We start from the raw sequence: 23639 nt of genomic DNA on the forward strand, positions 1-23639 counted from the left end.
GTCACAGGGATTCCGCGAAACCGCCTTATCCAGGTGGAACTATGTGCTTACACTATGCGTCGTCATGGCGCACTCGTCCACGAGGTCTTCCCTTAATGCTCGGTCTCCTGCTCCTAGTTCTGATTGCGATGACCTCGTTCGCGGCTGGTTACGCCACCCGTTCAGCTATCTCACAAAAGCGACGCACAAAATATCTTAAGTGGGAGCCATACGTTCGACCTTCGCAACCGTCAAAGCCTCCGGAATTTCTGATGCGTTCGGACAAGCGCAACTTCCCGCCGATCCAGAGGTTTGCGTCCGGCGGTCGCCGTGGCGGCTGACGCATTAACAGGCTCGCAGGCGCATCTTTTGCAGACGATGACCATGAGGGCGCATCGCATCGTCCATAACGGACCGGCGCGGGGCAGACCGGTTAACGATACAAACGCTTTTTTCGGCTCACTACATGCCGGTTGTTATATTACGCCTGCATGCGTCGTAACCAACTCATCGCCGCCGTAGGCATTTGCTTTTCGCTTATTGTCTACGCCACTCTCGCGAGGCTGGCGGGAAGGCCTGTGCTCGTGGGCCACCACGAAGCCTATTGGGTTGTCGTCATCGAGCGCTTCAGCGCATATGGGCTTTTAGGCTTCCTCCTCTCGTTCCTTTTGCCCGGCCGCTTTGCCATGGCCTGCGGACTTCTGCTAGCCGTCGCAGTCGGCTTGGAGCTCCTGCAAGGGCTAACGCCCGATCGCGATCCCTCATTGCTGGACGTGCTTCAAAAAGCGGCAGGGGGAACCGTCGGAGTGCTACTTGCTCAAGTGATCCTGGCTTTCTTGCCTCGGCCCCTGTCCTAGGCCCATGCTAGCCGATGTCCAATTGGCGCCAAGATGCGGTTGGCAATTCGCACTTCTACGTCCACAGTGGTGGTGTGGAGCGCTAACCGGATCGGAAACCTAATGAAACATTTTGCGATGCTCTTGGTCGGGGCCACACTCCTCGGCACTTGTCTGTCGGCTCATGCCCAAGGCACCTACTCAAACGGTATTCGCAGCGGATATGCCGGCACCGCACCGAGTTCGACGACCTCGAATACCACTTCTCCTGCGTCACCTTCCAATCCCGCACCCGCAACCAGAAATCTCGGAACGGGCCAAGGCCGAACTGAAGGGGCAATGGGGCTCACACCCCAACTCCAGCGCGAAATAGGGATTGGTCGCCAACAATAACGCCGCCATGGGGCATCTTTCGCGGGAAACACAGAGCGCAGCCCCAACCACTTTGGCCGGCCAAAGCAGCAGTTCGGCAATTAGGCCGCCCTATGCCCGGGACCAAACTTGTTCGGCGCCAAGAGTTCGGCCATCTGCCGGTGCGTTTTCTGTAGCGCTTCGATGGCACAATCGAGATCAAAATCTGCTTCGCGGATCGAGGCGAAGAATTTGGCTGACAGCGCCAGATCGAGTTTGACGCGGGTTGCCCCATCGCGGCTTTTGCGACGGTCGAGTGACAAATGGATGGCCCGCATTCTGGCTTCTGCGGGCGTGCACTGACTAAGTCTCGCCAGTTCGTCATATGTCATCCAGATCTGAGGCATGTTCCTCTCCCTTGCATGAGCCTCAACCTAGTTTTGTAGGGTCTAAAGCATGGTTGCTGCAGCGCGGCCGCGTCATGTTTTCGCGACAACAGCGTCAATGCAAAGCTAAAGCGCAAGGACGTTGGGGGCGCGAGGGCCTGACACGTGGCAAGCGTCTCCCACTGCCGCCGGGGACATCTCACTTCAACCTCGTTTCGGACATTTGTCTCTCTGCTTCGGGCAGGATGGTACTTCGAGGGGTAGGAAGCATTCGGCACCGTCAAAACGCCCCCCTCTGCAACCCTCTTGCATGTAGCGACTATAGCTCTATGCTCGGCTGCATTGATCAACCGTGAATTTAAGTTTGGATTACTTAAGCGAGATTTCCGTGAGATCACTCCTGAGCAACACCGCTGTCTCCGAAGAATCCGTTTGGTATCGTTCGACTTTTTCCCCCGCACGAGCCTTACCGCACCGATACATCGCTCGATTGCGCCGCAAGGGTCCTGACTGGATAGCGATTGCACTAGTCGTGGCTGCTGTAGATTTGCTGCTGGCGACGGTTACTTGGATAGTTTTGCCTTGGCTCTGAGCTAAGAGGTCCAGGTGCGGGGAGATGGCGTGGCCGCAAACGGCTGTCGAGACCCTTGGACAACTTGTCGGCCTTGAGCTTGACGACCGCGCACCTGGCATCCGCTGCCAGCGCGTTTTCCCGGCTGTAGATCAGCGTCGCCTCAAACTTGACGTTGGACGCTCCCTCGACCGTTCCCGAGCAGTTCGCCCTCGCGCCGTTGTACACGCCCAAGAGGTTGAGCTCGACCTTCCTCGGCCTTTTCCTACAGGTTCGCGCCACTCAAAGATCGGCTCCAGCTCATTCGCGCGCCGCTGGCTCTTCGCGTTTATGGCGCGCTGCCGTCCGAGCTGACGAACAATGCGGATAGGACTTCACCGGCATCTTCAGTGCACACCTGTTCCCAAGCGCGGCCGTGCTTTATCAGACCGCAGCTGCGGAGCGCGTGCCGAGCTTATCAATCGTACATGTGGAGCGACGGAAATCGACCGGGAGCTATTCCGACGCTACGTCACGGAACAGGGAGCAACTTCGTCATCCCTGCTATCCGTCGGACGACAGGCCTGCCTATCTGAGGGACTAGCTCATTCCTTTACGGGCATCGCCGGCGAAGCTCGGCTCATGGACCAGCGTCACCCTGAGCAATCAGGGTCTCAGTAGGCTTCCTGATGAATCAGCGCCAGCGCGGTCTTCAGGATGATCCTGATGTCGAGCCCGATGCTCCAGTTGCTGACGTACCAGATATCGTACTCGACCCGCTTTTCCATCAGATCGATAGTCGGGGTTTCGCCGCGGAAGCCGTTGACCTGGGCCCATCCGGTCAGGCCCGGCTTCATGTGGTGCCGGTACACGTAGTTGCTGATGAGCTCGTCGTAGTAGTTGTCGTGCGCGAGAGCATGCGGGCGCGGCCCGACCAACGACATCTCGCCGCGCAGAACGTTCCAGAGCTGCGGCAGCTCGTCGATGCTGGTCCGCCGCAGCACGCGGCCGACACGGGTGACCCGCGCGTCGCTCTTCGTCGCCTGCGTGACGACATGGCCGTTCTCCACCACCGTCATGGAGCGGAACTTCCAGATCTCGAACTGCTTGCCGTTGAAGCCGCGCCGGGACTGCTTGAAGATCACCTTGCCCTTGGAATCGAGCTTGATCATGATCGCGGCCGTCACCAGCAGCGGCGCCAGCAGCAGCAGGGCGAACGAGGCAAGGCCGATATCGAGGCAGCGCTTCTGCGCCTGCTCGAACACGCTGAGCGGCGCGCGCTGGATCTCGATTGCGACCGTGCCGCTGACGGGCTGGAATGGACGCGAGACCAGATCGGCGATCGGGAAATCAGGCAGAAGACGAATCGGCTGCGGGACGACACGCAGGTGCTGGCTCAGCTTCTGGAGAAGCGGCATCTCGTCCCAGTCGATGACCAAGAGATATTCTTCCACGTCCGCCGTCCGGCCCTGACGAATGATGTCGCGAATCTCGCGATCCCAGCCCGCGCCCTCTTCGGACGGCTCGAGCACGAAATGCCGCACGACGTTGAAGCCGTGCTTGCGAAGATCCTTGAAGCGGGTCGAAGTGAAATCGAGCGGCCTGAGGCTGAGCAGCACGACCTTGCGATCGACCAGACGGCCCTTGGCATAGCTCGAGGTCAGGGCGAGGCGCCACAACACGCGCAGCCCGCCCAAGGCAACGCCGCCGGTCGCAGCGAACAGCAGCGTGGTTCCGCGCGACAGATCCGCGGACGATTTGAGCAGAAACGCCTCGACCGCGAGGATGGTCAGCGAGATCAGCCAGACCGCCAGGGCCTTGCGCAGCTGCCAGACCGTGCTCAACAGTCGATGATGATCGTAGACGCCCTGGAAATAGGCGATCGTCACGAACACCGCGCTAACGACGAGACCGGCTCCGACGGACGAATCCTGCTCGACGACAAGCACGCGATACAAACCGCTCGCCACGAAATAGCTTAGCAGCACGGCGAGGAAGTCGCCGGCGATCAAGGCCACCTGGAGCGGTCTCTGGAGGGCACCGCGTCGGTTCGATATAGCCGAATAATTGTTTTCCGAACCGTAAGTTGCTACAGCCATCCGAACCTCGCTGCCTCGCCACGCACCCGCAATGAATTGCGAGTAAATCGATCCGAATTTTTTTCGACGTGCGCCGAAGTATATCTTAACTAAACAAAGCGACATTGCGGCAGTGCACCGAAAAAATCAAACCGATTTTCACGCAACGCAGCATCGCAGCGAGAGAATGCACAAACTGCTGTCACACACGTGACAATTATGCGGGCATTGCGCCGCGATTTCTATCAAATCGCGTCATATTCGCGCAACTTGTCGCGCGCATTTGAACGGCTGTTCAACCATGCCGCTTAAGCCGTTATTAGCTCGCGGCCATTAACACTCGTGACCAATTCGAGGAGTTGTGTCGTGAGTACCGTCGTCGTCTTCAGCCTGCTGATCGGATCGTTGCTGGGAGGCCGATTCCGAGTCTTCATCCTGCCGCCCGCCATCGTTCTCGGTGCAGCGATCCTCGGTGCGGGCGCGGTCTGGCAGGGACATGATTCGGCTCACATCGTTGTCACGATTCTCGTCTTTGCGGCGGTGCTCCAGTTCGGCTATTTCTGCGGCGCGGCTCTGGTCCGCGCGCGAGCGTCAGCCTATCGCGGCAAGGCCGCGCCATCGTTCGACAGCCGTAGCTTCGGCTAGTCGGCCTGGAAGCGGCAAGGATCGGCGGTTCACAGAGCTCTGGATCAGCCTTCGGCGGCGGGCGGCAGGAAAAAAGCAGCCCGTGGCGCCTCGATTTCGTCGATAGCATATTGACATCCCGGGCGAAGCTCTCTGAAAGAGTTGGGCCCCATGCCCACGACAGCGCCCCGAAATTCGCCCCGGCCGAAGCTACCGAACGGCGTGCGCATCTATGCGCTCAGCGACATCCACGGCTGCGCGCACCTGCTCGAACAGATGTTTGCCGTCATCGATGCGGACATGGCGAACAGCCGGCCCTACCGCGCGATCGAGGTCTTCCTCGGCGACTACATCGATCGCGGACCGGACTCGCGCCACACCCTCGACCTCCTGATCAGGCGTAGCCGCCGCCGCAACACGGTCTTCCTCAAGGGCAATCACGAGGCCTATTTCACCTCGGTGCTGGAGGACCCCTCGCGCGCCACCGAATGGTTTCAGTTCGGCGGACTCCAGACCCTGATGTCGTATGGCGTGTCGGCCGCGCCGGGCCTCAGCAAGGACGAACAGTCCGATCTCGTGCGCGAGCTCACATCCGCGATGCCGCCGGAGCACATCGCGTTCCTGCGCCAGCTGCGGCCGACATTCACATGCGGCGATTTCTTCTTCGTCCATGCCGGGGTGCGCCCGGGCATTCCGCTCTCCGAACAGCGCGAATCCGACCTATTGTGGATCAGGGACGAATTCCTCCAGAGCAAGAGGCGCTTCGGCAAATATGTCGTGCACGGCCACACGCCGGTGCGGCAGGCCGAGCTGCTGGAAAACCGCGCCAACATCGATACCGGCGCGTACGCCACCGGAAACCTGACGCTGCTGTCCATCCAGGGCAACAGCATGCTCGCGATCTAGCCCGCCGGGCTCGCGCGCCGCACTCTAATTGGTGGAGCTTGCGGGAGGCCGGTATTCCGGAAAGCGGCTCAGTATCGCCGCCTTCAGGAATTTGAACTGAGCGATCGAGGCGCCGAGCTCCTTGAGCCGGCGCTGGCCGTTCAGGATCTCCTTGTCGAACAGATCCTGGTGGTGGTTGTCGAGCGCTTCGCGCTCGAGATATTCGTCATCGCCGTTGCCGAAGGTCACGGCCGCACGCGCCAGCACGTCTTCCACCCGGCGGTTCAGGCCCGACTGCTCGCGCTCCGCCGCGTGCAGAGCCTCCTCGATCGCTGTCATGATGGCTTCGACGCGCGTGCGATCGGTTTCGGCGTCCCGCTCGGGCGAGCGCGCACGGAACGTCTGCTCTCCCCCGAAACGATCTTTCAGGAAATTATGGGTGCGGGCCCGCAAGAAGAGCTGAAACATGCGTGCATTTTCCGGTTCGAGGCGCCAGACCAGAAAATGGGCCCGGGATGGTTAACAAAGATTGAAGCCTTCGCGCCGTTCGGTGCGGCTTTGCGCCATCCAGGCCCTCCAGGCGCCCTCATGCTTCTCGTAGAGCTCGAGCCGGCGCCGCTCACCGGCATCCGGCCACACGTCACGGCCGTCGGACGCGACCTGCACCCGGCCCGGCGCCGGCGCCTGGCCACTGTCGAGCCGCTCGAACTCGAACGTCTCCTCGGGCGTCAGGCCGATCAGGACACGCCGGCCACCCGCATCGACGAAATAGCGCCGCGGCGCGGTGTCGGTCGAACTGGTGATGGCGTCTGCCCGCGTTCCCGTCATGATCCACTCCCCTGCCGCAATACAAGCCGGCGCCGCCACGCCGGTTGTAAATCCTCAGAATACACGCCACACTCTCGCCAACACGATGCGTCAGTCTCGTCTTCGAGTTGTGTCGAGATCATGATGAGCGCCGCTGATTTTCTTGTCACGCCCGAGATTTTTTGGGCAGCATCGTGCTTGCGAAGTGGTCCGCCGCGCTCAGCTGAAGAACCAGAGGAACAATCGCACCAGCAACAGCGTGATGAAGTACACCCAGCCCGCCATCGCAATCAGTGCAACGCTGAAAAATGCGCCTTCGAATGCCCGCTCTCTGATCTTCGTGAGGGGAAGTGCCGCTCGCGCTCTCTGAAGCATCTCGGTCTTCTGATTGTTTGATTTGTTCGTCGCCGTTCGCGCGAACATAGCCGAACGAATTCGACGATCTCGTGACGAGCCGTCTGAGCGAAGCGCAATGCTGCTTGTCGGGATTTGCTTGCGGCATGCGTGTCGTCGCGATCGGATCGATTCTGGTTCGGAGCGATCGCGATCGACACCGCGCGGTGATTCAATTGAAATTGATTTCGTGCCCCGCGCGACGCAGCCGCCGCGACGACGATTCTGCAATCGCGCGCAAGTGATCGCGGCAAGATGATGTCTCCGGGTCTCGGCGCGGCCCGTCAGTCGTGGATGCAGCGCTGCGACGACCCGGCTTCGCACAACGGGAGCGGCCAGGCCGACTTCGTCGCCGATCGGCCCGGCCGCGATCTCGGCGAGGCCATGCTCCGCGACGCCGTGGATCCGGCAAGATCCGACGCGAGCCTCGCCGCCATCCCCGCGAGGATTCGAGAGCGGACTTGACGAGGCCGTCCGGAGGTTCTGCGACAGCCGGGCATGATGACAGAACATCCTCGATCGCGGCTGTCGGAGCGCGCGGACCAACCGCGGTTGACAAAAACACCGTGGTACTACGGAGCGCCGCGCGCCGATTTCATCGCGGTAAGGTTGAGCGGTTAGCTTAATCCGCGTTGTTTGTTGCGAATGCCGAGGGATCGCATATCCATCTTCAGCACCGGGCTGCCCCAAGCCCGGCCCCACCCAAGCAAAGCCGTCGAGCGAACGTGGGTCCGCTTGGCGGCTTTGTCGTTGTGTCGACGAGAGGATGAATTCGGTTATGGCGCGCAGGCCCTGGTCGTTCAAGGAAGACCGCCGGCTGATGGAGTTGGCCAAGTCTTCGACTTCGCTGGAAGAGGCGGCGAAACTTCTCGGTCGCTCGCCCGATGCGATCAAGCGCATGGCCTTGCGTCTCGGCCTGACGCTGAAATCCAAGGGCACCAAGAAGGGCTAGCGTCCGTCGCGCCGGCCGCGCGCGACAGTTCACGAACGTGCGCGCCTGCCCCGTCGATTGGTGAGCGGAAAGCCGCCGATCAACGCAGCCCGAACGCCTTCAGCACACTCGATCTCTCCGCGCATCGATGTTAAGCTGTTCCGCGATGAAGATTGATCATCGACCAGCTTCGATATCCGCCCGATTGTTTGTTGGGGGAATGTATCATGTTGTCCCGCGCACTGGCCGTAGCTGTGGTTCTGGCTCTGCCCTCGATGGCGTCGGCGCAAGTCCCCGTGCGGTTCGGATTTCCGAATGGCGCACCATGGTGTGCCTTTGGCTTCGATTGCAGATTCCTGAATTACCGCGAATGCGCGGACTGGATTTATGATCCTGCGCGAAACTGCCTCAGGAATCCGTACTTTGCGGCCACTACCCGACCGATGTCGACAAGGGCTGGTCCTACAATCGGCGCTGAACGACGCTTTCCAGCGAACGACTTCGCCATGCGGTCAGGCGTGCGGCTTCGTGCCTGACCCGGTTGGCCCGGCTCGTCGATGACGAGAATTTGGGCAGGGACGATCGGCTGCCCCCTCCGCAAAGGGGGAACTCTCGACCGCGCCCGCATTGGTCCCGAAAGGAATGCGGGAGGTGGAGTCATGGCAAGCTCTTTCCTGATCGTGCTGTCGATCTGGCTTGGCATCAACATCCTGTTCGTGGCCGTGAGATTGTGGGTCACGAGACCAGCGAGCCGGCGGATTGATGACGCCTCCAGCCAACTCAGCGCCTGCATGAAGTCGCGACTGCATCGCCACGCTTGACGTCGTCAGGATGCGCAACCGCCGAAATGGCCCGTCGCACCCGTTCGCTCGTGAACCTCGGTTCATGGCCTCGAAGGTTCATGAACCTTAACGATATTCTTGGCTTTCGAAAGCGACCAGCGGACCGAACGGTTATGTTGGCGCCCATGCGCCGCAACCATCTCATCGCAGCCGCGGGAATCTGCCTCGCGCTCATCATCTATGCCACGCTCGCCAGGCTCGCGGGCAGGCCTGTGCTCGTGGGCCATGCGGAGGCCTACTGGGTCGTCGTCATCGAGCGCTTCAGCGCCTACGGCCTGTTGGGCTTCCTGCTGTCGTTCCTGCTGCCGGGGCGCCTCAAACTGGCTTGCGCGTTCGTGGTGGCCGTTGCCGTCGGCCTCGAGGTCTTGCAGGCGGTGACGCCGGATCGTGATCCGCGGCTCATCGATATGCTGCAAAAGGCCGCCGGCGGCACCATCGGCGTCCTTCTGGCGCAGACCATCCTGGCTTTCCTGCCGAGGCCGCCGTCCTAGCGCGGTCGACGGCCGAGGGCGCGGTGGACTTACGCCACGCCGCGCCTGAGCCTCTCCTGCTCGGTCGCGAGAACTCCCGACATCTGCCGATGGGTTTCACGCAACGCCACGATCGCATCATCGAGACCGAATTCGGCTTCGCGAATGCTCTCGAAGAACCGGCCCATCAAGGCGAGGTTCAGCTTGACGCGGGTGTTTCCGTCGCGGCTTTTGCGGCGGTCGAGCGACAGATGCTGCGCCTGAAGCTGGGCTTCGGCAGCGCTACAGCCGTTGAGCGTCGCGAGTTCGTCATATGTCATCCAGATTTGAGGCATACCCCTGTCCGTCTCTTGTTATGGGTCCCTAACCTAGATTTCACCTCTAAAGGCACGGTTGCCGCAATGCGGTGACGACGGGTTTTCGCGACAACAGCGTCAATGCAAAGCTAAGACGCGGGAGCCTTTGCGGGCCCCTTGGGCGGCGCAAAGGGATGGCGCGGCCGGGAGCGGCTGTCGAGGCTCTTGGGCAATTTGTCGGCATTGAGCTTCACGACCGCGCATCGCGCGTCGGCGGCCGGCGCATCCTCCTGGCTGTAGATCAGCGTCGCCTCGAACTTGACGTCGGGCGCTTGCTTGGCCGTGCCCGAGCAGGTCGCGACCAAGCCACTGCACACCCCCGCAAGATCGACCTCGACCTCGTCCGGCCCGAACACGCTCGGCGGACCATCCGCGTACCGGTTCACGATCAAGACGGCCGAGAAGTGCTTCTCATCGACACGATAAGAGCCGCCATAGGTGAAGAAGCTGTCGCTGCCCGAGATCCGGCCCTCAATCAGATCCACGACGCCGGTGCCCTGGCCGCGCGGGGTTCTGAACCAGGCAGCATATTTGCCGTCTCTCAACATGCGACATTTCTCGACGTGAAATTTGACAGGTATTTGCGACGAACTCTGGGGCGCGACAATGACCAAACCATCGGCGCTTTCGGCAGGGTTAACACCCCGAAAACCCAATCCATCGAATTGCCGCCGGCGCGCGAGGCGACGCCGGCGCCGACATCAAAACAATTCTATGCCGTCATCGGCGGTCTCGACCGCCTCGACGCGCCGCGTGGCGGTGATCGACGCAAGCCCGAGTGTTTGCAGGAACTCCCGGTGGACGTCCCGCTCGCGCTCCATCGTGTAGCGCGCGAAGAGATCGTCGAGCATGGCCTCGTCCTGCGCAATCGGTTGCGGTCGCCGGGCGACCGCACTCGCAGTCTCGAGGCGCGCGGCCACCGCAGGCAAAGTCGCGGAGCTTTCGCCGAGCTTGTTCATCAGGCCTTGCGCCGAATTCATCAGGCCTTCGAATTCCGCGCCCTCGTCGACGAGCCGGCTCATCAGCTTGTCGAGCCGCTCGTTGCCGGCCTCGACCTCGCGGAGCGCCTGGAGGATCTGCGGCTCGAGGTTGGCAAGCTGCGTGGGATCGCCCTGCACGCGCAGCTCCTTTAGCGCCTTGGCCGAGTGCTCAATGCCGTCGAGCACGGGCCGGAGGCGCGCCGCCCCCGCCGAAACCTGGTCGGCAGTCGCCTTGAGCTCGTTGGCGATCACGACGAAGGCGCTGCCGCGGCTGCCGAGATGGCTTGCCTTGAGGCCGGCGTTCATCCCGATCAGGGTGATGTCGACGGTCGCATCGGCGAGCCCGGCGATCGCCTGGCGAAATTTCCCCAGCGTATCCTCGACAATGGCCAATGCGTCATCGACCGAACGGCCGGCGCTCTCGCAGGTGGCGATCAGGGTCGAAGCATGCGCCAGTATCCGCTTGATGCGCGTCAGGAACGACGACGAGCCGCCATCCTCGCCACCGAACAGCGTGCGGCCGTTGCCGACGACGCTGCCGGCATCATGCAGGATAGCCGTCAGCGCCCGAACGATCTGACCGATGTCGCCGCCGAACTCGCGCTGGGCGTCCCTGAGCTGGGCCGCCTGCAACAGGCCGATGGCGCGTGCGCCGTCATCGCTCGTGACCGGTTCGGGAACGAGGCTTGGAGAAGGTCCTGACGCACGACCGAGACCGTGACAGACATGCTCGAGGCGCTGGCGCGTGCTGTCGCCGGCCTGCAAGGAGATGATCGCGCTGCCGACCGCCTCGGCGATCTTCCTGGTACTGGCGCTGGCGAGGTCGGCGACATGGCTGCTCTTGCTGCGCTGGTCGCGCAATCCGCCATAGGCATCGGCGAGCTCGGCGCTCTCCGAGACCAGCTGGTTCCCGTAACGGCTCTCGAACTCCTTCTGCCGGACGGAGGCGGTGGCAACGGCTTCCGACAGGCGTTGCTGGTCCCGTGCGCAGCCCTCGATCGAGCGCTGCACGGCCTTGCCGAGATCGTAGGCTTCCTGCGTGAAGGCAAGAAAGCCCTCACGGTCGCCATCGAGCGAGGCCGCCTCGATCCGCGCGCTGCGCGCGATAATGGTGATCATCCCGATGTGCTTGAACAGCGGCTTGAGCAGCGAGGACGCCTCCGCCGTACTCGTGCCAATCGTCGCAAGCAGGGCGCTCTCGGCTGGCAGGGTTTGCGCCAGCTCGCTGAGCCGCGCGGCGATCTCCTGCAACGCGGTCGCAGCGCCCTCGATCTCGGCGCCGGAGAGCTCCTCGGAGAGCGTCGCGAGGCCCTGGTTCAGCTCCTTGAAGATGAGGTGGCCGCGACCGAGCTCCCGACCGACGCGCGCGAAGACGTCCTCGATGCGCGACGAGACGTCCTCGATCGCCGCAGTCGCTTCAGTGAGTGTGGTGGCCGGAATGGTGGGCATCGCAATCAACCTGCCACCGCAACGTGTCCGGCCTGGTACCAGAGCATGATCTCGCGCGAAATATGGTGAAGCGGCACGACCTTCTCGACCCCGCCATGGGCGATGGCCTCCTTGGGCATGCCGAACACCACACAGCTTTCCTCGTCCTGCGCCCGCGTCGAGGCACCGAGCTTGCGCATCTCCAGCATGCCGCGCGCGCCGTCGTCGCCCATGCCGGTCATGATGACGCCGAGCGCGTTGGCGCCGGCGTACTGGGCCGCCGAGCGGAACAGCACGTCGACGGACGGGCGATGCCGCGACACCGGCGGGCCGTCCTTGATCGCGATCTGGTAGCGCAGGCCGATGCGCTGGAGCAGCATGTGACGGGCGCCCGGGGCAATATAGGCCCAGCCCGGCAGCACCGGCTCGCCGTCCTCGGCCTCCTTGACCCGGATCTGGCAGATGCTGTCGAGACGTCTGGCAAAAGCCGCGGTAAAACCTGCCGGCATGTGCTGGACGATGACGATGGGTGGGCAGTGCGGCGGCAGCATCTCGAGGACGTCGTTGAGCGCTTCGGTGCCGCCCGTCGATGCGCCGATGCACACGATGCGCTCCGTCGTCGGCCGGACCCTGCCTTGCACCGGCGGCGGGATGATGGCGTCGGCCGTCAGCTTCTTCTCGACCCCCCGGCGCGCGGCGCGCGGGCGCACGCGGGCGCGCGCCGCCGACTTCACGGCCTCGCGCAGCCGGGTGGAGCATTCGAGCAGCGCCTGCCGCGTGTCGATCTTCGGCTTCGGCACAATGTCGACCGCGCCCGCCTCGAACGCCTCGAACATCACGTCAGAGCCTTCTTCGGTCAGCGAGGAGCAGATGATCACCGGGATCGGACGTTGCGCCATGATCTTGCGCAGGAACGTCATGCCGTCCATGCGCGGCATCTCGATATCGAGGATCATGACGTCGGGGATCTCGTTCTGGAGGCGGCGCGCAGCTGCGAACGGATCGGACGCGGTCCCCGTCACCTCGATGTCCGGATCGTCATTGAGGATCGTCTGAAGGATTTGGCGCACCGACGCCGAATCGTCCACGATCAGCACGCGAACTTTCTCCCTCGGCATTCTGGTTGCGCTCCGGCTAGACCTTGAAAATGGTTGGCTGAACTTGCTTCAAACCCGGCACGGCACTGTGAATCATCGATTCCGAATGCCCGACCAGCAGATAGCCGCCGGGCCGCAGATGGCTGCACAATTGCTCGATCACCTTGCGCTGCGTCTCGCGCTCGAAATAGATCAGGACGTTGCGGCAGAAGATGATGTCGACGTCACGATCGACGGGATAGGACGCATCCATGAGGTTCATCCGCATGAAATGCGTCATGCGCCGCAATTCCGGCACCACCCGCACCTCGCCGCGCGACCTGTCCCGCGACGACAGGAAGTATCGTTTCACGAAGGGCTCCGGCACCGGCGCGAGCACGTCGCGGGTGTAGATCGCGGCCTTGGCGAGGCGCAGCACCGCGGTCGAGATGTCAGTCCCGAGGATGCGGTACTGAAACCGCGAGCCGTTCCGCGTCATGTCGTCCAGCACCATCGCGGTCGTGTAGGCTTCCATGCCGGTGGAGCTCGCCGAGCTCCAGATCTTCAGGTTTGCGTTCCTGCGTCCATGCAATTTGAGCAGGGCCGGAATCGCGACGTCCCGCATGAAGGTGAAGTGCTGGGGCTCGCGGAAGAAGTCGGTCTTGTTGGTCGTCACCACATCGATCAGATGGGTGAGCTCGGTGTCGAAATGCTCCGCCCCGAACAGGTTGTCGACATATTCGTTGAGGTCGGAGAAGTTCAGCGCGCGCACGCGCTTGTGCAGCCGCCCCTCCAGCATCAGCCGCTTGCCTTGCGGCAGCTTGATGCCGACCTTGCCCTCGATCAATTCGGCGATGGTCCGGAAGTGGCGGTCCGACAGATGCACGGCCGTGTCCTGCATGGCGGGCATCATGGTCGCCGACCCCGGTTCGCGATGGCCGCCTGCACTGAATGTCGGGCCGTCCGGGCCATCTCAAATCCCACACTTCACGCAATCACTGAAGACAGATCGGCCCCGGTGGGGGCCGATCTCTCAAAGAGCCCTAGCGCTGGAAATCGGCGTCCCGATCGTCCTCGCTGTCATTCATGTCGAAGGCGAAGCCGCCGCCGCCTGCAACCTTCATGGCACGCGCCGGCTTGGCCAGCGGCTTCCTGGCCGGGCGCTCGACGGCCGCCATGGTGGCCGCCTTGGCGCGCAACTGATTGACCGCCCGGTCGATCGGTGCGGCCGCCTGACCCTTTCCACCCTGCTCGATGCGGAAATAAGCGATGGTGGACTGGAGCTGCTCGGCCTGCGAGGCGAGTTCCTCGGAGGTCGAGGAAACCTGTTCGGAGGCGCTGGCATTCTGCTGGCCGACCTTGTCGAGCTGCTGGATCGCCTGGTTGATCTGCGCCGAACCGACGTCCTGCTCGCGGCAGGCCGCGGTGATCTCCTCGACCAGCTCGGCGGTCTTCTTGATATCAGGGACGAGCTTGGAGAGCATATTGCCGGCTTCCTGCGCGACCTTGACGGTTTCGGTCGAGAGCGTGCCGATCTCGGCCGCCGCAGCCTGGCTGCGCTCGGCAAGCTTGCGTACTTCGGACGCGACGACGGCAAAGCCCTTGCCGTGCTCGCCGGCGCGCGCGGCCTCGACCGCCGCGTTGAGCGCGAGCAGATCGGTCTGACGTGCGATCTCCTGCACGATCGTGATCTTCTCGGCGATGGTCTGCATCGCATTGACGGCACGTCCGACGGCTGCGCCGCTGGCCTCGGCGTCCTTGGCCGACTGCGCCGCGATCTTCTCGGTCTGGTTGGCGTTGTCGGCGTTCTGCTTCACGTTCGAGGCCATCTCCTCCATCGAGGAGGAGGCTTCCTCGGCTGACGAAGCCTGCTCGGTCGCGCCTTGCGAAAGCTGCTCGGCGCTCGCGGAGAGCTCCTGGCTGCCGGCGGAGACGTTCTGCGCCGCGGTGAGCGCCTCCGACACGATCTGCCGGAGCTTCTCCACCATACGCTCCAGGGCAAGACCCAGCGTGTCCTTGTCCGACTGCGGCTTGGCCTCAACCATGAGATTGCCCTGCGCGATCTCGTTGGCGACCGCCGCGGTGGCATTCAAGTTCACGGTCATCGCATTCAGCGATTTGATGAGATCGCCGATCTCGTCATTGCTCGACGATTCGATCTTGTGGCTGAGATCGCCGATTGCAACGGCGTCGGCAAGGCCGACGGCCTGTGCCAGCGCCCGGCTGATGTTGAGCGCAATCCAGGTAGCGGCGACCGCTGCGATCAGCAGCGAGGCAAGCACCAGGCTCATCAGCAGCATCTCGGCGCGCGAGCCGTCCTGTCTGGCCTGCTCGGCCTGCTCCGCCATGTTCTTCTTGACGTTGTTAATGTAGGCATTGGCCGCATCAAGCGCATCGGCGACCACCTTGCGGCCGTCATGCATTGACCGGTCCATCGCCTTCGCCTTGTCGGTCTTCGCGAGCTTGACCGTCTCGTCCTGGTAGGCGTTCATCCTGCCATAGGCGACGGAGAAGCCATCGATCAGCTTCCTGCCGTTTTCGCTGGCGGCTGCATAGATCTCGTCCCTAGACTTGGCGAGCTGTTCGCGGGTCTTGGCGAGATCGGCCACGAACTGATCGTACTCGGCATCCGACGAGAGGATCGAGTTCTTTTCCGCGCGAAGCTGGAGGAGAATGCCTTCCTTGAGCTCGGAGGCCTTCTCCATACGGCCCGCACGACTCACCAGACTCTCGGTGGTGCCAACCATGTCGGACAGCTTCATGTAGCCGACCGCACCGGCGATCATGGAGAGCAGGATGACGACGCCGAAGGCACTGGCAAGCTTGGCTTTGACGGTGAATCTCATGTCAATCTCGTTGGTTCGAATTGGGGGGCTTACGCTTGACAATGCTTACACTTGCAAACTCAGGCGGCGCGGGGCGCATCGCGCCCTTCCGGGATCTCGTCATGCGCCATCAGCTTGGCGAGGTCGAAGATCACGACAAACTTCTCGCCCTTGCGGCCGATACCGGCGGCATAGTCGGACTGCCATTTGCCGCCGACCTCGGGGATGGGCTCGATCGCCTGCTCGTCGATGTCGGTGACCTCGAACACGCAATCGGCGACGAAGCCGACGCCGACGAGACGGTCCTTCATCGGCACATCGAGGATGATGATGCGGGTCGCCTCGGTCGCCGCCACGCTGGGCAGGCCGAGCTTGGTCCGGAGGTCCACGATCGGATAGCCGCTGCCGCGCACGTCGATCATGCCGAGCAGGAAGTTCGGCGCATGCGGCAGCCGCGAGATCGGACGCATGTCGAGAATTTCGCGGACGTTGCGGATACTGATGCCGAACGTCTCGCCGGCGAGTCCGAGCGTCAGATATTGCGAGGTTGCGGCCATGCTGCAGTCCAGGGGTCCCGGGGTTTGCGAATGAGCACGATCCGGCGCGAGGCCGGACCGCTTGATCAGCGTTGGAATTCGGCGTCGCGGTCGTCTTCGCCGTCGTGCATGTCGAACGCGAAGCCGCCCCCGCCTGCGACCTTCATCGCACGTGCCGGTTTGCGGACAGGCGCGGGCTTCTTCACGCCGCGATCCGCCGCAGCCATGTGCGCCGCCTTGGCGCGGAGCTGGGTCACGGCACGATCGATCGGCGCCGGCGCGGCGCTCCCGCCGCGGACGGCATGGTCGATGCGGAAGAAGGAGATGGTGGACTGGAGCTGCTCGGCCTGCGAAGCGAGCTCCTCCGAGGTCGAGGACACCTGCTCGGAGGCGCTGGCGTTCTGCTGGCCGACCTTGTCGAGCTGCTGGATCGCCTGGTTGATCTGGGCGGAGCCGACGTCCTGTTCACGGCAGGCGGCGGTGATCTCCTGGACCAGCTCAGCAGTCTTCTTGATGTCGGGCACGAGCTTGGACAGCATGTCGCCGGCCTCACGGGCAACCTTCACCGTCTCCGTGGACAGCGTGCCGATTTCGGCCGCGGCCGCCTGACTGCGCTCGGCGAGCTTGCGGACCTCGGAAGCAACCACCGCAAAGCCCTTGCCGTGTTCGCCGGCCCGCGCCGCTTCGACCGCGGCGTTGAGCGCCAGCAGATCGGTCTGCCGCGCGATTTCCTGCACAATGGTGATCTTCTCAGCGATGGTCTGCATCGCATTGACCGCACGACCGACGGCGGCGCCGCTGGATTCCGCATCTTTGGCGGACTGCGCGGCAATCTTCTCGGTCTGGTTGGCATTGTCGGCGTTCTGCTTCACGTTCGAGGCCATTTCCTCCATCGAGGAGGAGGCTTCCTCGGCGGACGAGGCCTGCTCGGTCGCGCCCTGCGAGAGCTGCTCGGCGCTGGCGGAGAGCTCCTGGCTGCCGGCCGAGACGTTCTGCGCGGCAGTCAACGCCTCCGCGACGATCTGCCGGAGCTTCTCGACCATCACGTTCAGGGACCTGACGAGGTCGCCGATCTCGTCGTTGCTGGCGGACGGGATGGTCTGGCTGAGATCGCCGTCGGCAACCGCGCCGGCAAGTCCGACCGCCCGGCCGAGCGACCGACTGATCGAGATCGAGATCCACAACGCCGCACCGACTGCAATCATCAACGAGATTCCAACCAGCGCCATCAGCATGAACTGCGCCTGGTGTCCCTCTTCCTTCGATTGAACTGCCTGCTCGGCCAATTGCTTCTTGCTGTTCTCGACGTAGGCCTCGATCGGCTCGAGCGCGTCAGCAACGACCTTGCGGCCTTCGGTCATTGAACGCTCAGTTGCCTTGGCCTTGTCGGTCTTCGCCAGTCGAAACGTTTCTTCCTGATAGGTATTCATCTTGGCGTAGGCGGCCGCGAAGCTGTCGAGCAGCTTCCTGCCGGTTTCGCTCGCCATAGCGTAGACCTCGTCGCGGGTCTTCATCACATCGTTGCGCCGCTTGGCGGCGTCAGCTGCGAACTGTTCGGCCTCGGCTTCGGTCGCGAGAATGGCGTTCTTCTCCGCGCGAAGCTGGAACAGGATGTTCTTCTCGATTTCGGTTGCCCTTTCCATACGCTTGGCACGGAGCACCATGCTGTCAGCGGTCGCCATCATGTCACCGAGCTTCATGTAAGCCACACTGCCCGCCACCGCGGACAGAACGATGATCGCGCCGAACGCGCTGGCCAGCTTCGCCTTGACCGTAAATCTCATTTCCAGCCCCTAAACCTCAAGTCCCGCCCCTGGGACCCATTTCAATTCAGAATGCGTTCCATGTTGGGAACGATGACGAACTCCTCACGCCACTTGGCGATGAAGCGAATGAACTCCGGCTTCCAGTGCATGCCGACGCGCGGCGTCTGCTGCACGTCGGTCTGCGAGATCTCCGTGACCTCGTAGACCTTGTCGGCGGTGACGCCGACCAGGACAGGCTCGCCGTCGAGCTCCAGCTCGATGACGACGATGCGCGTGTCGGCCGAGTTGTCGAGCTGCGGCATGCCGAAGCGGATGCGCAGGTCCGCAAGCGGGATGACGTTGCCGCGTACGTTGATCACGCTGGGAACGAACGCCCGCGCGCCGGCGACCTTGGTCACCGGCACGGGATCGATGATCTCGCGCACGAGGCCCGCGTCGAGCGCGAACTTCTCCTCGCCGAGGCCGATCATCACGACCTGCATCGCGCCCGTCTGATGCTCGCCCGCCAGACTCTCGTTCATCACGCCGCCTCGCTGATGTGCTGCTTCTCGACCTTCGACTGCGCCAGTGCGACGAGCTGCGCGACGTCGAGGATCAGCGCCGCCGTGCCGTCACCCAGGATGGTCGCGCCCGAGAAGATCGTGACATCCGAATGCAGCTTGGAGAGCGACTTGATCACGGTCTGGTGGTTGCCGATGATCTGGTCGGCGACGAGACCGACGCGGCTCTCGCCGGTCGAGATGATGATCGTCTTCTGGTGCCGGTCGGGCGAACCCGACGACGACATGATCTCGCGCAAGCGCAGGAACGGGACGAGGTTGCCGCGCACGTTGAGGAAGTTGCGGCCGCGCGCGCGCTCATCCTCGGCCGTCAGCTCGACGCATTCCTCCACCGCCGACAGCGGAATGATGTAGCGGCCTTCGCCGACACGGATCAGGAGGCCTTCGATGATCGCGAGCGTCAACGGCAGGCGCAGCGTCACGGTGGTGCCCTGGCCCGGCCGGGTCGACAGATCGATCGTGCCGCGCATGTTCTCGATGGTGCGCTTGACCACGTCCATGCCGACGCCGCGGCCGGACAGCGCCGAGATGGTCTGCGCGGTCGAGAAGCCCGGGTGGAACAGAAACTGGTGGATCTCGTGATCGGTCAGCACGGCGCCGGCCGCGATCAGCCCCTGCTCTTCCGCTTTTGCACGGATGCGCGCGGTGTTGAGGCCGCCGCCATTGTCCTTCACGGTGACGAGCACCTGCGCGCCGGAATGAACGGCGGCGAGCTCGATTCGCCCCTGCTCGGTCTTGCCGTTGGCGGCGCGCGTTGCGGTGTCCTCGATGCCGTGGTCGATGGCGTTGCGGATCAGGTGCACCAGCGGATCGGCCAGGCACTCGATCATGGTCTTGTCGAGTTCGGTGTCCTCGCCCGTGGTGACGAATTCGACCGGCTTCGACAGATCGCGTGACAGATCGTGGATCAGGCGGCGGAAGCGGCCGAACAGCGAGCCGATCGGCACCATGCGCGCGCCCATCGTGGTGTCGCGCAAGGAGGAAGCGAGGCGCTCGATCTCCTCGGCGATCATCTTGATCGAGAGATCGGAGCCGGAAGATGCGAGCTGGGTCAGCCGCGCCTGGGCGATGACGAGCTCGCCGACCCGGTCCATCAGTTCGTCGAGACGTTCGGCCTGGACGCGGACGGTGGCGATGCCGCGATCGTCGCGCTTGGCCTCGGCCTTCGGCTCCGGTTTCGGTTCAGATTTGGGCTCCGCCTTTGCGGCGGGCTTCGGGGCAGCAGCCTCGGCCACCGGCGCAGGCATCTCGGCCACAGGCGCCGGCTCCTCGTCGAGGAGCTGGAATAGCGGCATCGGCGCGGGCGCCTCGACATGCTCCAAGGGCGAGAGGGTCAGCTTCATCTCGTCCTGGACGAACATGAAGACGTCGTCGATCGCGTCCTTGTCGCAGACCGCGTGCAGCTTGACGTCCCACTTCAAATAGCAGTCTTCCGGCTCCATCTCGTCGAGGAACGGGATGCCGTCGGTAACGGGCACGACGAAGCAGGGGCCGAGCTTGCAGAGGTCTTCCAGCAGGTCGAGCGGGTTCGAGCCGTTGCGAAGGATGTGGGATTCGAATTCCAGATACAGGTGCCAGCCGGCCTGCTTGCTCTCGACCGGCGCCGCCGCCGTGATCTCGGCAACCGGCGCAACAGGCTGATCGGACGAGACAAAGCGCTTGAGGTCGTCGAGGATGCCGTCGCCGATGACGTCGTCGGTCGACTGGGGATCCTCGATCAGCGCGCGGATATAGTCCTTGGCGGCGAGCGCGACCGAGATCAGGTCCTGCGTCGGCTTGATCTCGCCCTCGCGGACGCGATCGAACGCGGTCTCGAATTCGTGGGTGAAGGAGGCGACCTTGTCGAAGCCGAACATGGCGCCCGAGCCCTTGATCGTATGCAGGGCGCGGAAGGCGGAATCGACGAGTTCGCGGTCATCGGGACGCAGGCCGAGATCGAGCAGGGCTCCTTCAAGAACTTCGAAGAGCTCGCTGGCTTCCTGACGAAAGACCTCGGTCGGGTCCATTGCACTCATGCGCGCACCAGCTTGCCGACAACGGCGAGCAACTGCTCCGGCTTGAAGGGTTTGGTGATCCAGCCCGTGGCGCCGGCGCTCTTGGCCTCCTGCTTCACCGTGTCGTTGGATTCGGTGGTCAGGAACACGATGGGCATGCCGACCGCGCTCGGCAGCTTGCGCAGCGCCCGGATCAGCTCCAGCCCGTTCATCACGGGCATATTGAGGTCGGTGATCACGAGGTCGAGCTTGCCGGCCTGGGCCTTGGCGAGCCCTTGCGCGCCGTCGCCGGCCTCGATCACGTTATGACCGGCCGGCTCGAGCACGACCTTGATCATTTGCCGAATGCTGGGGGAATCGTCGACGGTCAGAATCGTGGCCATTAGGTGCCATCTCTCTTTTGCGGGAAGTGCTGATCGATCATCGCGTCGCTGGCAAAGCCGGCGCGGCGAAGGGTGTTGCGCAGAGACTGGGAGAAGGAGGTGAGCACCACCGGGCGGCCCTGGGCCTCGCCCGTCTTGGCGGTCGACAGCAGAAGCTGGATCGACGTCACGTCGGCCTTGTCGACGCTTGAGCAGTCGATCTCGAGCCGCTCCTGGCGGCCGAACGCCTCGCGAATGAGATCATAGACACTGCGAATGGCCGCGATGCTGCAATCGGCGGGTAACCGCAACGACCACTTCGGCTCCGTCGGATTGAGCGCCATCGCTGTCCCCGCCCTTGCAAAATTCCGATACACGTTTGACGCGAATCAAGTGAGCAAACCCCTAACGGGAGAGTCCGTACAACTACGGGTCACATTCCCAAAGACTTCGCGCAACCGCATGCAACCGCGCATAGCGTGCTGAAATCCCATGCGACGCGCGCATATCCGCGCCGCCGTGCGCACGCACGGGGCATTTGCTTCGCGTTAAATTCGCCCGGGTTATGCAGTCGGTTCGTGCCCTTGCCAGCGAAGAGAGCCCCCGCCGCCGATGCTGACCCAAGCGCTTCTGGTTGACGACAGCCGCTCCGTCCTCAACTTTCTGAAACGTCACATCGAGGCCGAAGGTCTGGTCGAGGCCACCACCTTCCTCGATCCCGTGGCGGCGCTGGCCTGCGCACGCGAGCGCGTCTTCGACCTCGTGCTGGTCGACTACGAGATGCTGCACATGGACGGCATCAGCTTCATCCGCACGCTCCGCACCCTTCCCGGCTGCGCCGACATTCCGATCGCGATGATCACGTCGCGGCAGACCGATGACGTGAAGATGGAAGCGCTGCAGGCCGGTGCAACCGATTTCCTGCCCAAGCAGCCGCAGAGCGTCGAGATGACGGTACGCCTGCGGAATTTGATTCAGCTTGGTGCAGCCGTACGCAAGCTCAACGATCGCGCCGCGCACCTGGCCAGCGAAGTCGCGGCCGCGACGCGCAAGCTCGGCGAGCGCGAGGAAGAGATTATCCTGCGGCTCGCGCTCGCGGTCGAATACCGCGACAACGACACCGGCGAGCACACCCTGCGGGTCGCCCGCTACAGCCGCATCATCGCCGAGCAGCTCGGCCTGCCGGTGCGGCTCTGCCGCGACATCTATCTCGCCGCGCCGCTGCACGACGTCGGCAAGGTCGCCATTCCCGACAATATCCTGCTCAAGCCCGGCCGGCTGACCGACGCGGAGATGGCGGTGATCCGCACCCACGCCATGATCGGCGCGCATATCCTGGCGGACTCCGGCTGCGAGCTGATCCAGCTCGGTGCGCAGATTGCCGCAGGCCATCACGAGCGCTGGGATGGCGCGGGCTATCCGAACGGCCTCAAGACGGACGAGATCCCGGTTGCAGCACGCGTGGTCGCGGTCGCCGACGTCTTCGACGCGCTGACGACGCGGCGGCAGTATAAAGAGCCGATGCCGCTCGAGGTGGCGCGCAACTACCTGGTCGAGAACCAGGGACGGCAGTTCGACCCGGCCTGCGTCGAGGCTTTTCTGTCGCGCTGGGACGAGGTCGTGGAGATCGCCGCCGGGCAGCAGGCGGCACCATTTCAGAGGGCCGAGGCCACGCCCGCTCCTGGTATGGAGCGAGCCGTCGAGGGCCGTCCGGCCAATGACCGCTCGCCGGAGGCCGTTTCGCTCGCCTGACATGGACTATCCGGCCAACAGCTTGCCGCGGCTCTGTTTTCTCCGGTCGCCGGTTTGAACCCGTTCCTGATAGAGTGCACCAATATCTAAGAGTGATTCTGGTCACACTTGCCTGGGCGCTCCGCTGCTAAGTATCGGACCAGGACGGGACCGGCACAGCAGCGGTCGAATTGGATGAGAATACCCATGAAAAGCCTGATCGGCGCCGTTGTCGGCGCGCTCTATATTACGACCCCCGCCCTGGCGGAGACGCCGGCCGCGATCGTCGAGGACGTCCAGGGCAAGGTCGACGGCATCGCGTTCATGGACTATGTGGCGCCGGGCAAGATCATCAAGCTCGGCCCGAAGGCGAGCGTCACGCTCAGCTATCTCAAATCCTGCCTGCGCGAGACGATCAGCGAAGGCGTCGTGCTGGTCGGCGCCGAGCAGAGCACCGTGCAGCTCGGCGAGGTCAAGCGGGACAAGGTGCCCTGCGACACCAACGCGGCGCAGCTGTCCGAGCGAGAGGCCAACCAGAGCGCCGCGACCACCTTCCGCACCGTGCGCTCGGACGCCAAGGGCGCGCCGGCCCCCAAGCTGCCGACGATCTACGGCGTCGCACCGCTGGTGCAGGCCAAGAGCGGCAGCACGCTGGTGATCGAGCGCACCGACGGCAAGGAACCCACGATCAGCGTGCCGCTCAGGAACGAAACCATGATCGGCGGCAAGTTCTATGATTTTGCCAAAGCCGGGAAGTCGCTGACCCCCGGCGGCAGCTATCTCGCCATTCTCGGCGCCAAGCGCTATGCCTTCCAGGTCGATGCCAGCGCCACGTCATCGCCGACGCCGATCGTCGGCCGCCTGCTGCGGCTCGAATAGGCGGCTTGCGACGG

Annotated in this window: 25 protein-coding genes; 8 read left to right on the plus strand and 17 right to left on the minus strand. The window is 63.4% G+C overall.

The features are described from left to right. The first annotated feature begins 470 nt into the window (after positions 1-470). Positions 471-836, plus strand: coding sequence for a VanZ family protein (locus E4K65_RS49825; RefSeq protein ID WP_135177789.1), 366 nt, complete (start codon positions 471-473; stop codon positions 834-836). 452 nt (positions 837-1288) lie between these two features. Here E4K65_RS49825 and E4K65_RS33650 read toward each other — a convergent pair whose 3' ends face one another. Then, entirely contained in the window at positions 1289-1573 is a 285-nt protein-coding gene (locus E4K65_RS33650) for a hypothetical protein (protein ID WP_135177790.1), read from the minus strand. 1203 nt (positions 1574-2776) lie between these two features. After that, positions 2777-4201 carry an undecaprenyl-phosphate glucose phosphotransferase gene (locus E4K65_RS33660; protein WP_135177791.1) on the minus strand — a complete coding sequence of 475 codons (1425 nt, stop codon included), beginning with the start codon at positions 4199-4201 and terminating at the stop codon, positions 2777-2779. A 345-nt stretch (positions 4202-4546) separates the two neighbouring features. On the opposite strand from E4K65_RS33660, the gene E4K65_RS33665 reads away from it, so the two are divergent. Next, the gene (locus E4K65_RS33665) at positions 4547-4825 is read left to right on the plus strand and encodes a hypothetical protein (RefSeq protein WP_235885824.1); all 279 of its coding nucleotides are present in this window, start codon (positions 4547-4549) and stop codon (positions 4823-4825) included. Positions 4826-4975: 150 nt separating this feature from the next. Continuing rightward, the gene (locus E4K65_RS33670; RefSeq protein ID WP_011085143.1) at positions 4976-5710 is read left to right on the plus strand and encodes a metallophosphoesterase family protein; all 735 of its coding nucleotides are present in this window, start codon (positions 4976-4978) and stop codon (positions 5708-5710) included. A 24-nt stretch (positions 5711-5734) separates the two neighbouring features. Here the strand turns inward: E4K65_RS33670 and E4K65_RS33675 are convergent, their stop codons facing one another. From E4K65_RS33675 to E4K65_RS47765, 3 genes are all read right to left on the minus strand, one after another. Further along, positions 5735-6157: a hypothetical protein gene (locus E4K65_RS33675; protein WP_167771363.1), complete on the minus strand. Its 423-nt coding sequence runs from the start codon at positions 6155-6157 to the stop codon at positions 5735-5737. Positions 6158-6208: 51 nt separating this feature from the next. Next, positions 6209-6517, minus strand: a complete 309-nt coding sequence (locus tag E4K65_RS47760) for a hypothetical protein (protein WP_167771364.1) — start codon at positions 6515-6517, stop codon at positions 6209-6211. A gap of 198 nt (positions 6518-6715) precedes the next feature. Beyond that, entirely contained in the window at positions 6716-6871 is a 156-nt protein-coding gene (locus tag E4K65_RS47765; protein ID WP_167771365.1) for a hypothetical protein, read from the minus strand. Between the two features lie 784 nt (positions 6872-7655). On the opposite strand from E4K65_RS47765, the gene E4K65_RS33685 reads away from it, so the two are divergent. The 3 genes from E4K65_RS33685 (at position 7656) to E4K65_RS33695 (ending at position 9153) form a co-directional block, all read left to right on the plus strand. After that, positions 7656-7841, plus strand: a complete 186-nt coding sequence (locus E4K65_RS33685; protein ID WP_135177793.1) for a hypothetical protein — start codon at positions 7656-7658, stop codon at positions 7839-7841. Positions 7842-8479: 638 nt separating this feature from the next. Continuing rightward, on the plus strand, positions 8480-8641 hold the full coding sequence (locus tag E4K65_RS47770; RefSeq protein WP_167771366.1) for a hypothetical protein: 162 nt from the start codon (positions 8480-8482) through the stop codon (positions 8639-8641). 146 nt (positions 8642-8787) lie between these two features. Continuing rightward, on the plus strand, positions 8788-9153 hold the full coding sequence (locus E4K65_RS33695) for a VanZ family protein (protein WP_135177850.1): 366 nt from the start codon (positions 8788-8790) through the stop codon (positions 9151-9153). A gap of 29 nt (positions 9154-9182) precedes the next feature. Here the strand turns inward: E4K65_RS33695 and E4K65_RS47775 are convergent, their stop codons facing one another. The 12 genes from E4K65_RS47775 to E4K65_RS33755 all read right to left on the minus strand — a co-directional run bounded on the left by E4K65_RS47775 (position 9183) and on the right by E4K65_RS33755 (position 21359). Then, complete coding sequence (locus E4K65_RS47775; protein ID WP_167771367.1) at positions 9183-9467, minus strand: hypothetical protein; 285 nt, start codon at positions 9465-9467, stop codon at positions 9183-9185. Positions 9468-9577: 110 nt separating this feature from the next. Beyond that, positions 9578-10036 (minus strand): hypothetical protein, encoded by a 459-nt coding sequence (locus E4K65_RS33705; protein WP_135177795.1) that lies wholly within the window; start codon positions 10034-10036, stop codon positions 9578-9580. A 153-nt stretch (positions 10037-10189) separates the two neighbouring features. Continuing rightward, on the minus strand, positions 10190-11917 hold the full coding sequence (locus E4K65_RS33710; protein ID WP_135177796.1) for a methyl-accepting chemotaxis domain-containing protein: 1728 nt from the start codon (positions 11915-11917) through the stop codon (positions 10190-10192). 5 nt (positions 11918-11922) lie between these two features. Then, positions 11923-13014, minus strand: coding sequence for a protein-glutamate methylesterase/protein-glutamine glutaminase (locus E4K65_RS33715; RefSeq protein WP_135177797.1), 1092 nt, complete (start codon positions 13012-13014; stop codon positions 11923-11925). A 16-nt stretch (positions 13015-13030) separates the two neighbouring features. Next, complete coding sequence (locus E4K65_RS33720) at positions 13031-13885, minus strand: CheR family methyltransferase (protein ID WP_135177798.1); 855 nt, start codon at positions 13883-13885, stop codon at positions 13031-13033. Positions 13886-14015: 130 nt separating this feature from the next. Next, on the minus strand, positions 14016-15818 hold the full coding sequence (locus E4K65_RS33725; RefSeq protein ID WP_135177799.1) for a methyl-accepting chemotaxis protein: 1803 nt from the start codon (positions 15816-15818) through the stop codon (positions 14016-14018). A gap of 59 nt (positions 15819-15877) precedes the next feature. After that, positions 15878-16354: a chemotaxis protein CheW gene (locus E4K65_RS33730; RefSeq protein WP_027549415.1), complete on the minus strand. Its 477-nt coding sequence runs from the start codon at positions 16352-16354 to the stop codon at positions 15878-15880. Between the two features lie 65 nt (positions 16355-16419). Further along, positions 16420-18117 carry a methyl-accepting chemotaxis protein gene (locus E4K65_RS33735; RefSeq protein WP_135177800.1) on the minus strand — a complete coding sequence of 566 codons (1698 nt, stop codon included), beginning with the start codon at positions 18115-18117 and terminating at the stop codon, positions 16420-16422. Positions 18118-18158: 41 nt separating this feature from the next. Continuing rightward, a complete protein-coding gene (locus E4K65_RS33740) occupies positions 18159-18620 on the minus strand; it encodes a chemotaxis protein CheW (RefSeq protein WP_167771368.1) in 462 nt (153 codons plus the stop codon). Next, positions 18620-20674 (minus strand): chemotaxis protein CheA, encoded by a 2055-nt coding sequence (locus E4K65_RS33745; RefSeq protein ID WP_135177802.1) that lies wholly within the window; start codon positions 20672-20674, stop codon positions 18620-18622. Before E4K65_RS33745 ends, E4K65_RS33740 begins: the two co-directional genes overlap by 1 nt. Further along, positions 20671-21036: a response regulator gene (locus E4K65_RS33750; protein WP_008142319.1), complete on the minus strand. Its 366-nt coding sequence runs from the start codon at positions 21034-21036 to the stop codon at positions 20671-20673. The genes E4K65_RS33745 and E4K65_RS33750 overlap by 4 nt, the downstream gene beginning before the upstream one ends. After that, positions 21036-21359 carry an STAS domain-containing protein gene (locus E4K65_RS33755; RefSeq protein ID WP_167771369.1) on the minus strand — a complete coding sequence of 108 codons (324 nt, stop codon included), beginning with the start codon at positions 21357-21359 and terminating at the stop codon, positions 21036-21038. Before E4K65_RS33755 ends, E4K65_RS33750 begins: the two co-directional genes overlap by 1 nt. 268 nt (positions 21360-21627) lie before the next feature. On the opposite strand from E4K65_RS33755, the gene E4K65_RS33760 reads away from it, so the two are divergent. Further along, positions 21628-22767 carry an HD domain-containing phosphohydrolase gene (locus E4K65_RS33760; RefSeq protein ID WP_135177804.1) on the plus strand — a complete coding sequence of 380 codons (1140 nt, stop codon included), beginning with the start codon at positions 21628-21630 and terminating at the stop codon, positions 22765-22767. Positions 22768-22953: 186 nt separating this feature from the next. Beyond that, entirely contained in the window at positions 22954-23625 is a 672-nt protein-coding gene (locus E4K65_RS33765) for a hypothetical protein (protein WP_167771370.1), read from the plus strand. Positions 23626-23639: the final 14 nt, after the last annotated feature.

Origin of the sequence: Bradyrhizobium niftali, from assembly GCF_004571025.1 — a bacterium.
GTDB lineage: Bacteria > Pseudomonadota > Alphaproteobacteria > Rhizobiales > Xanthobacteraceae > Bradyrhizobium > Bradyrhizobium niftali.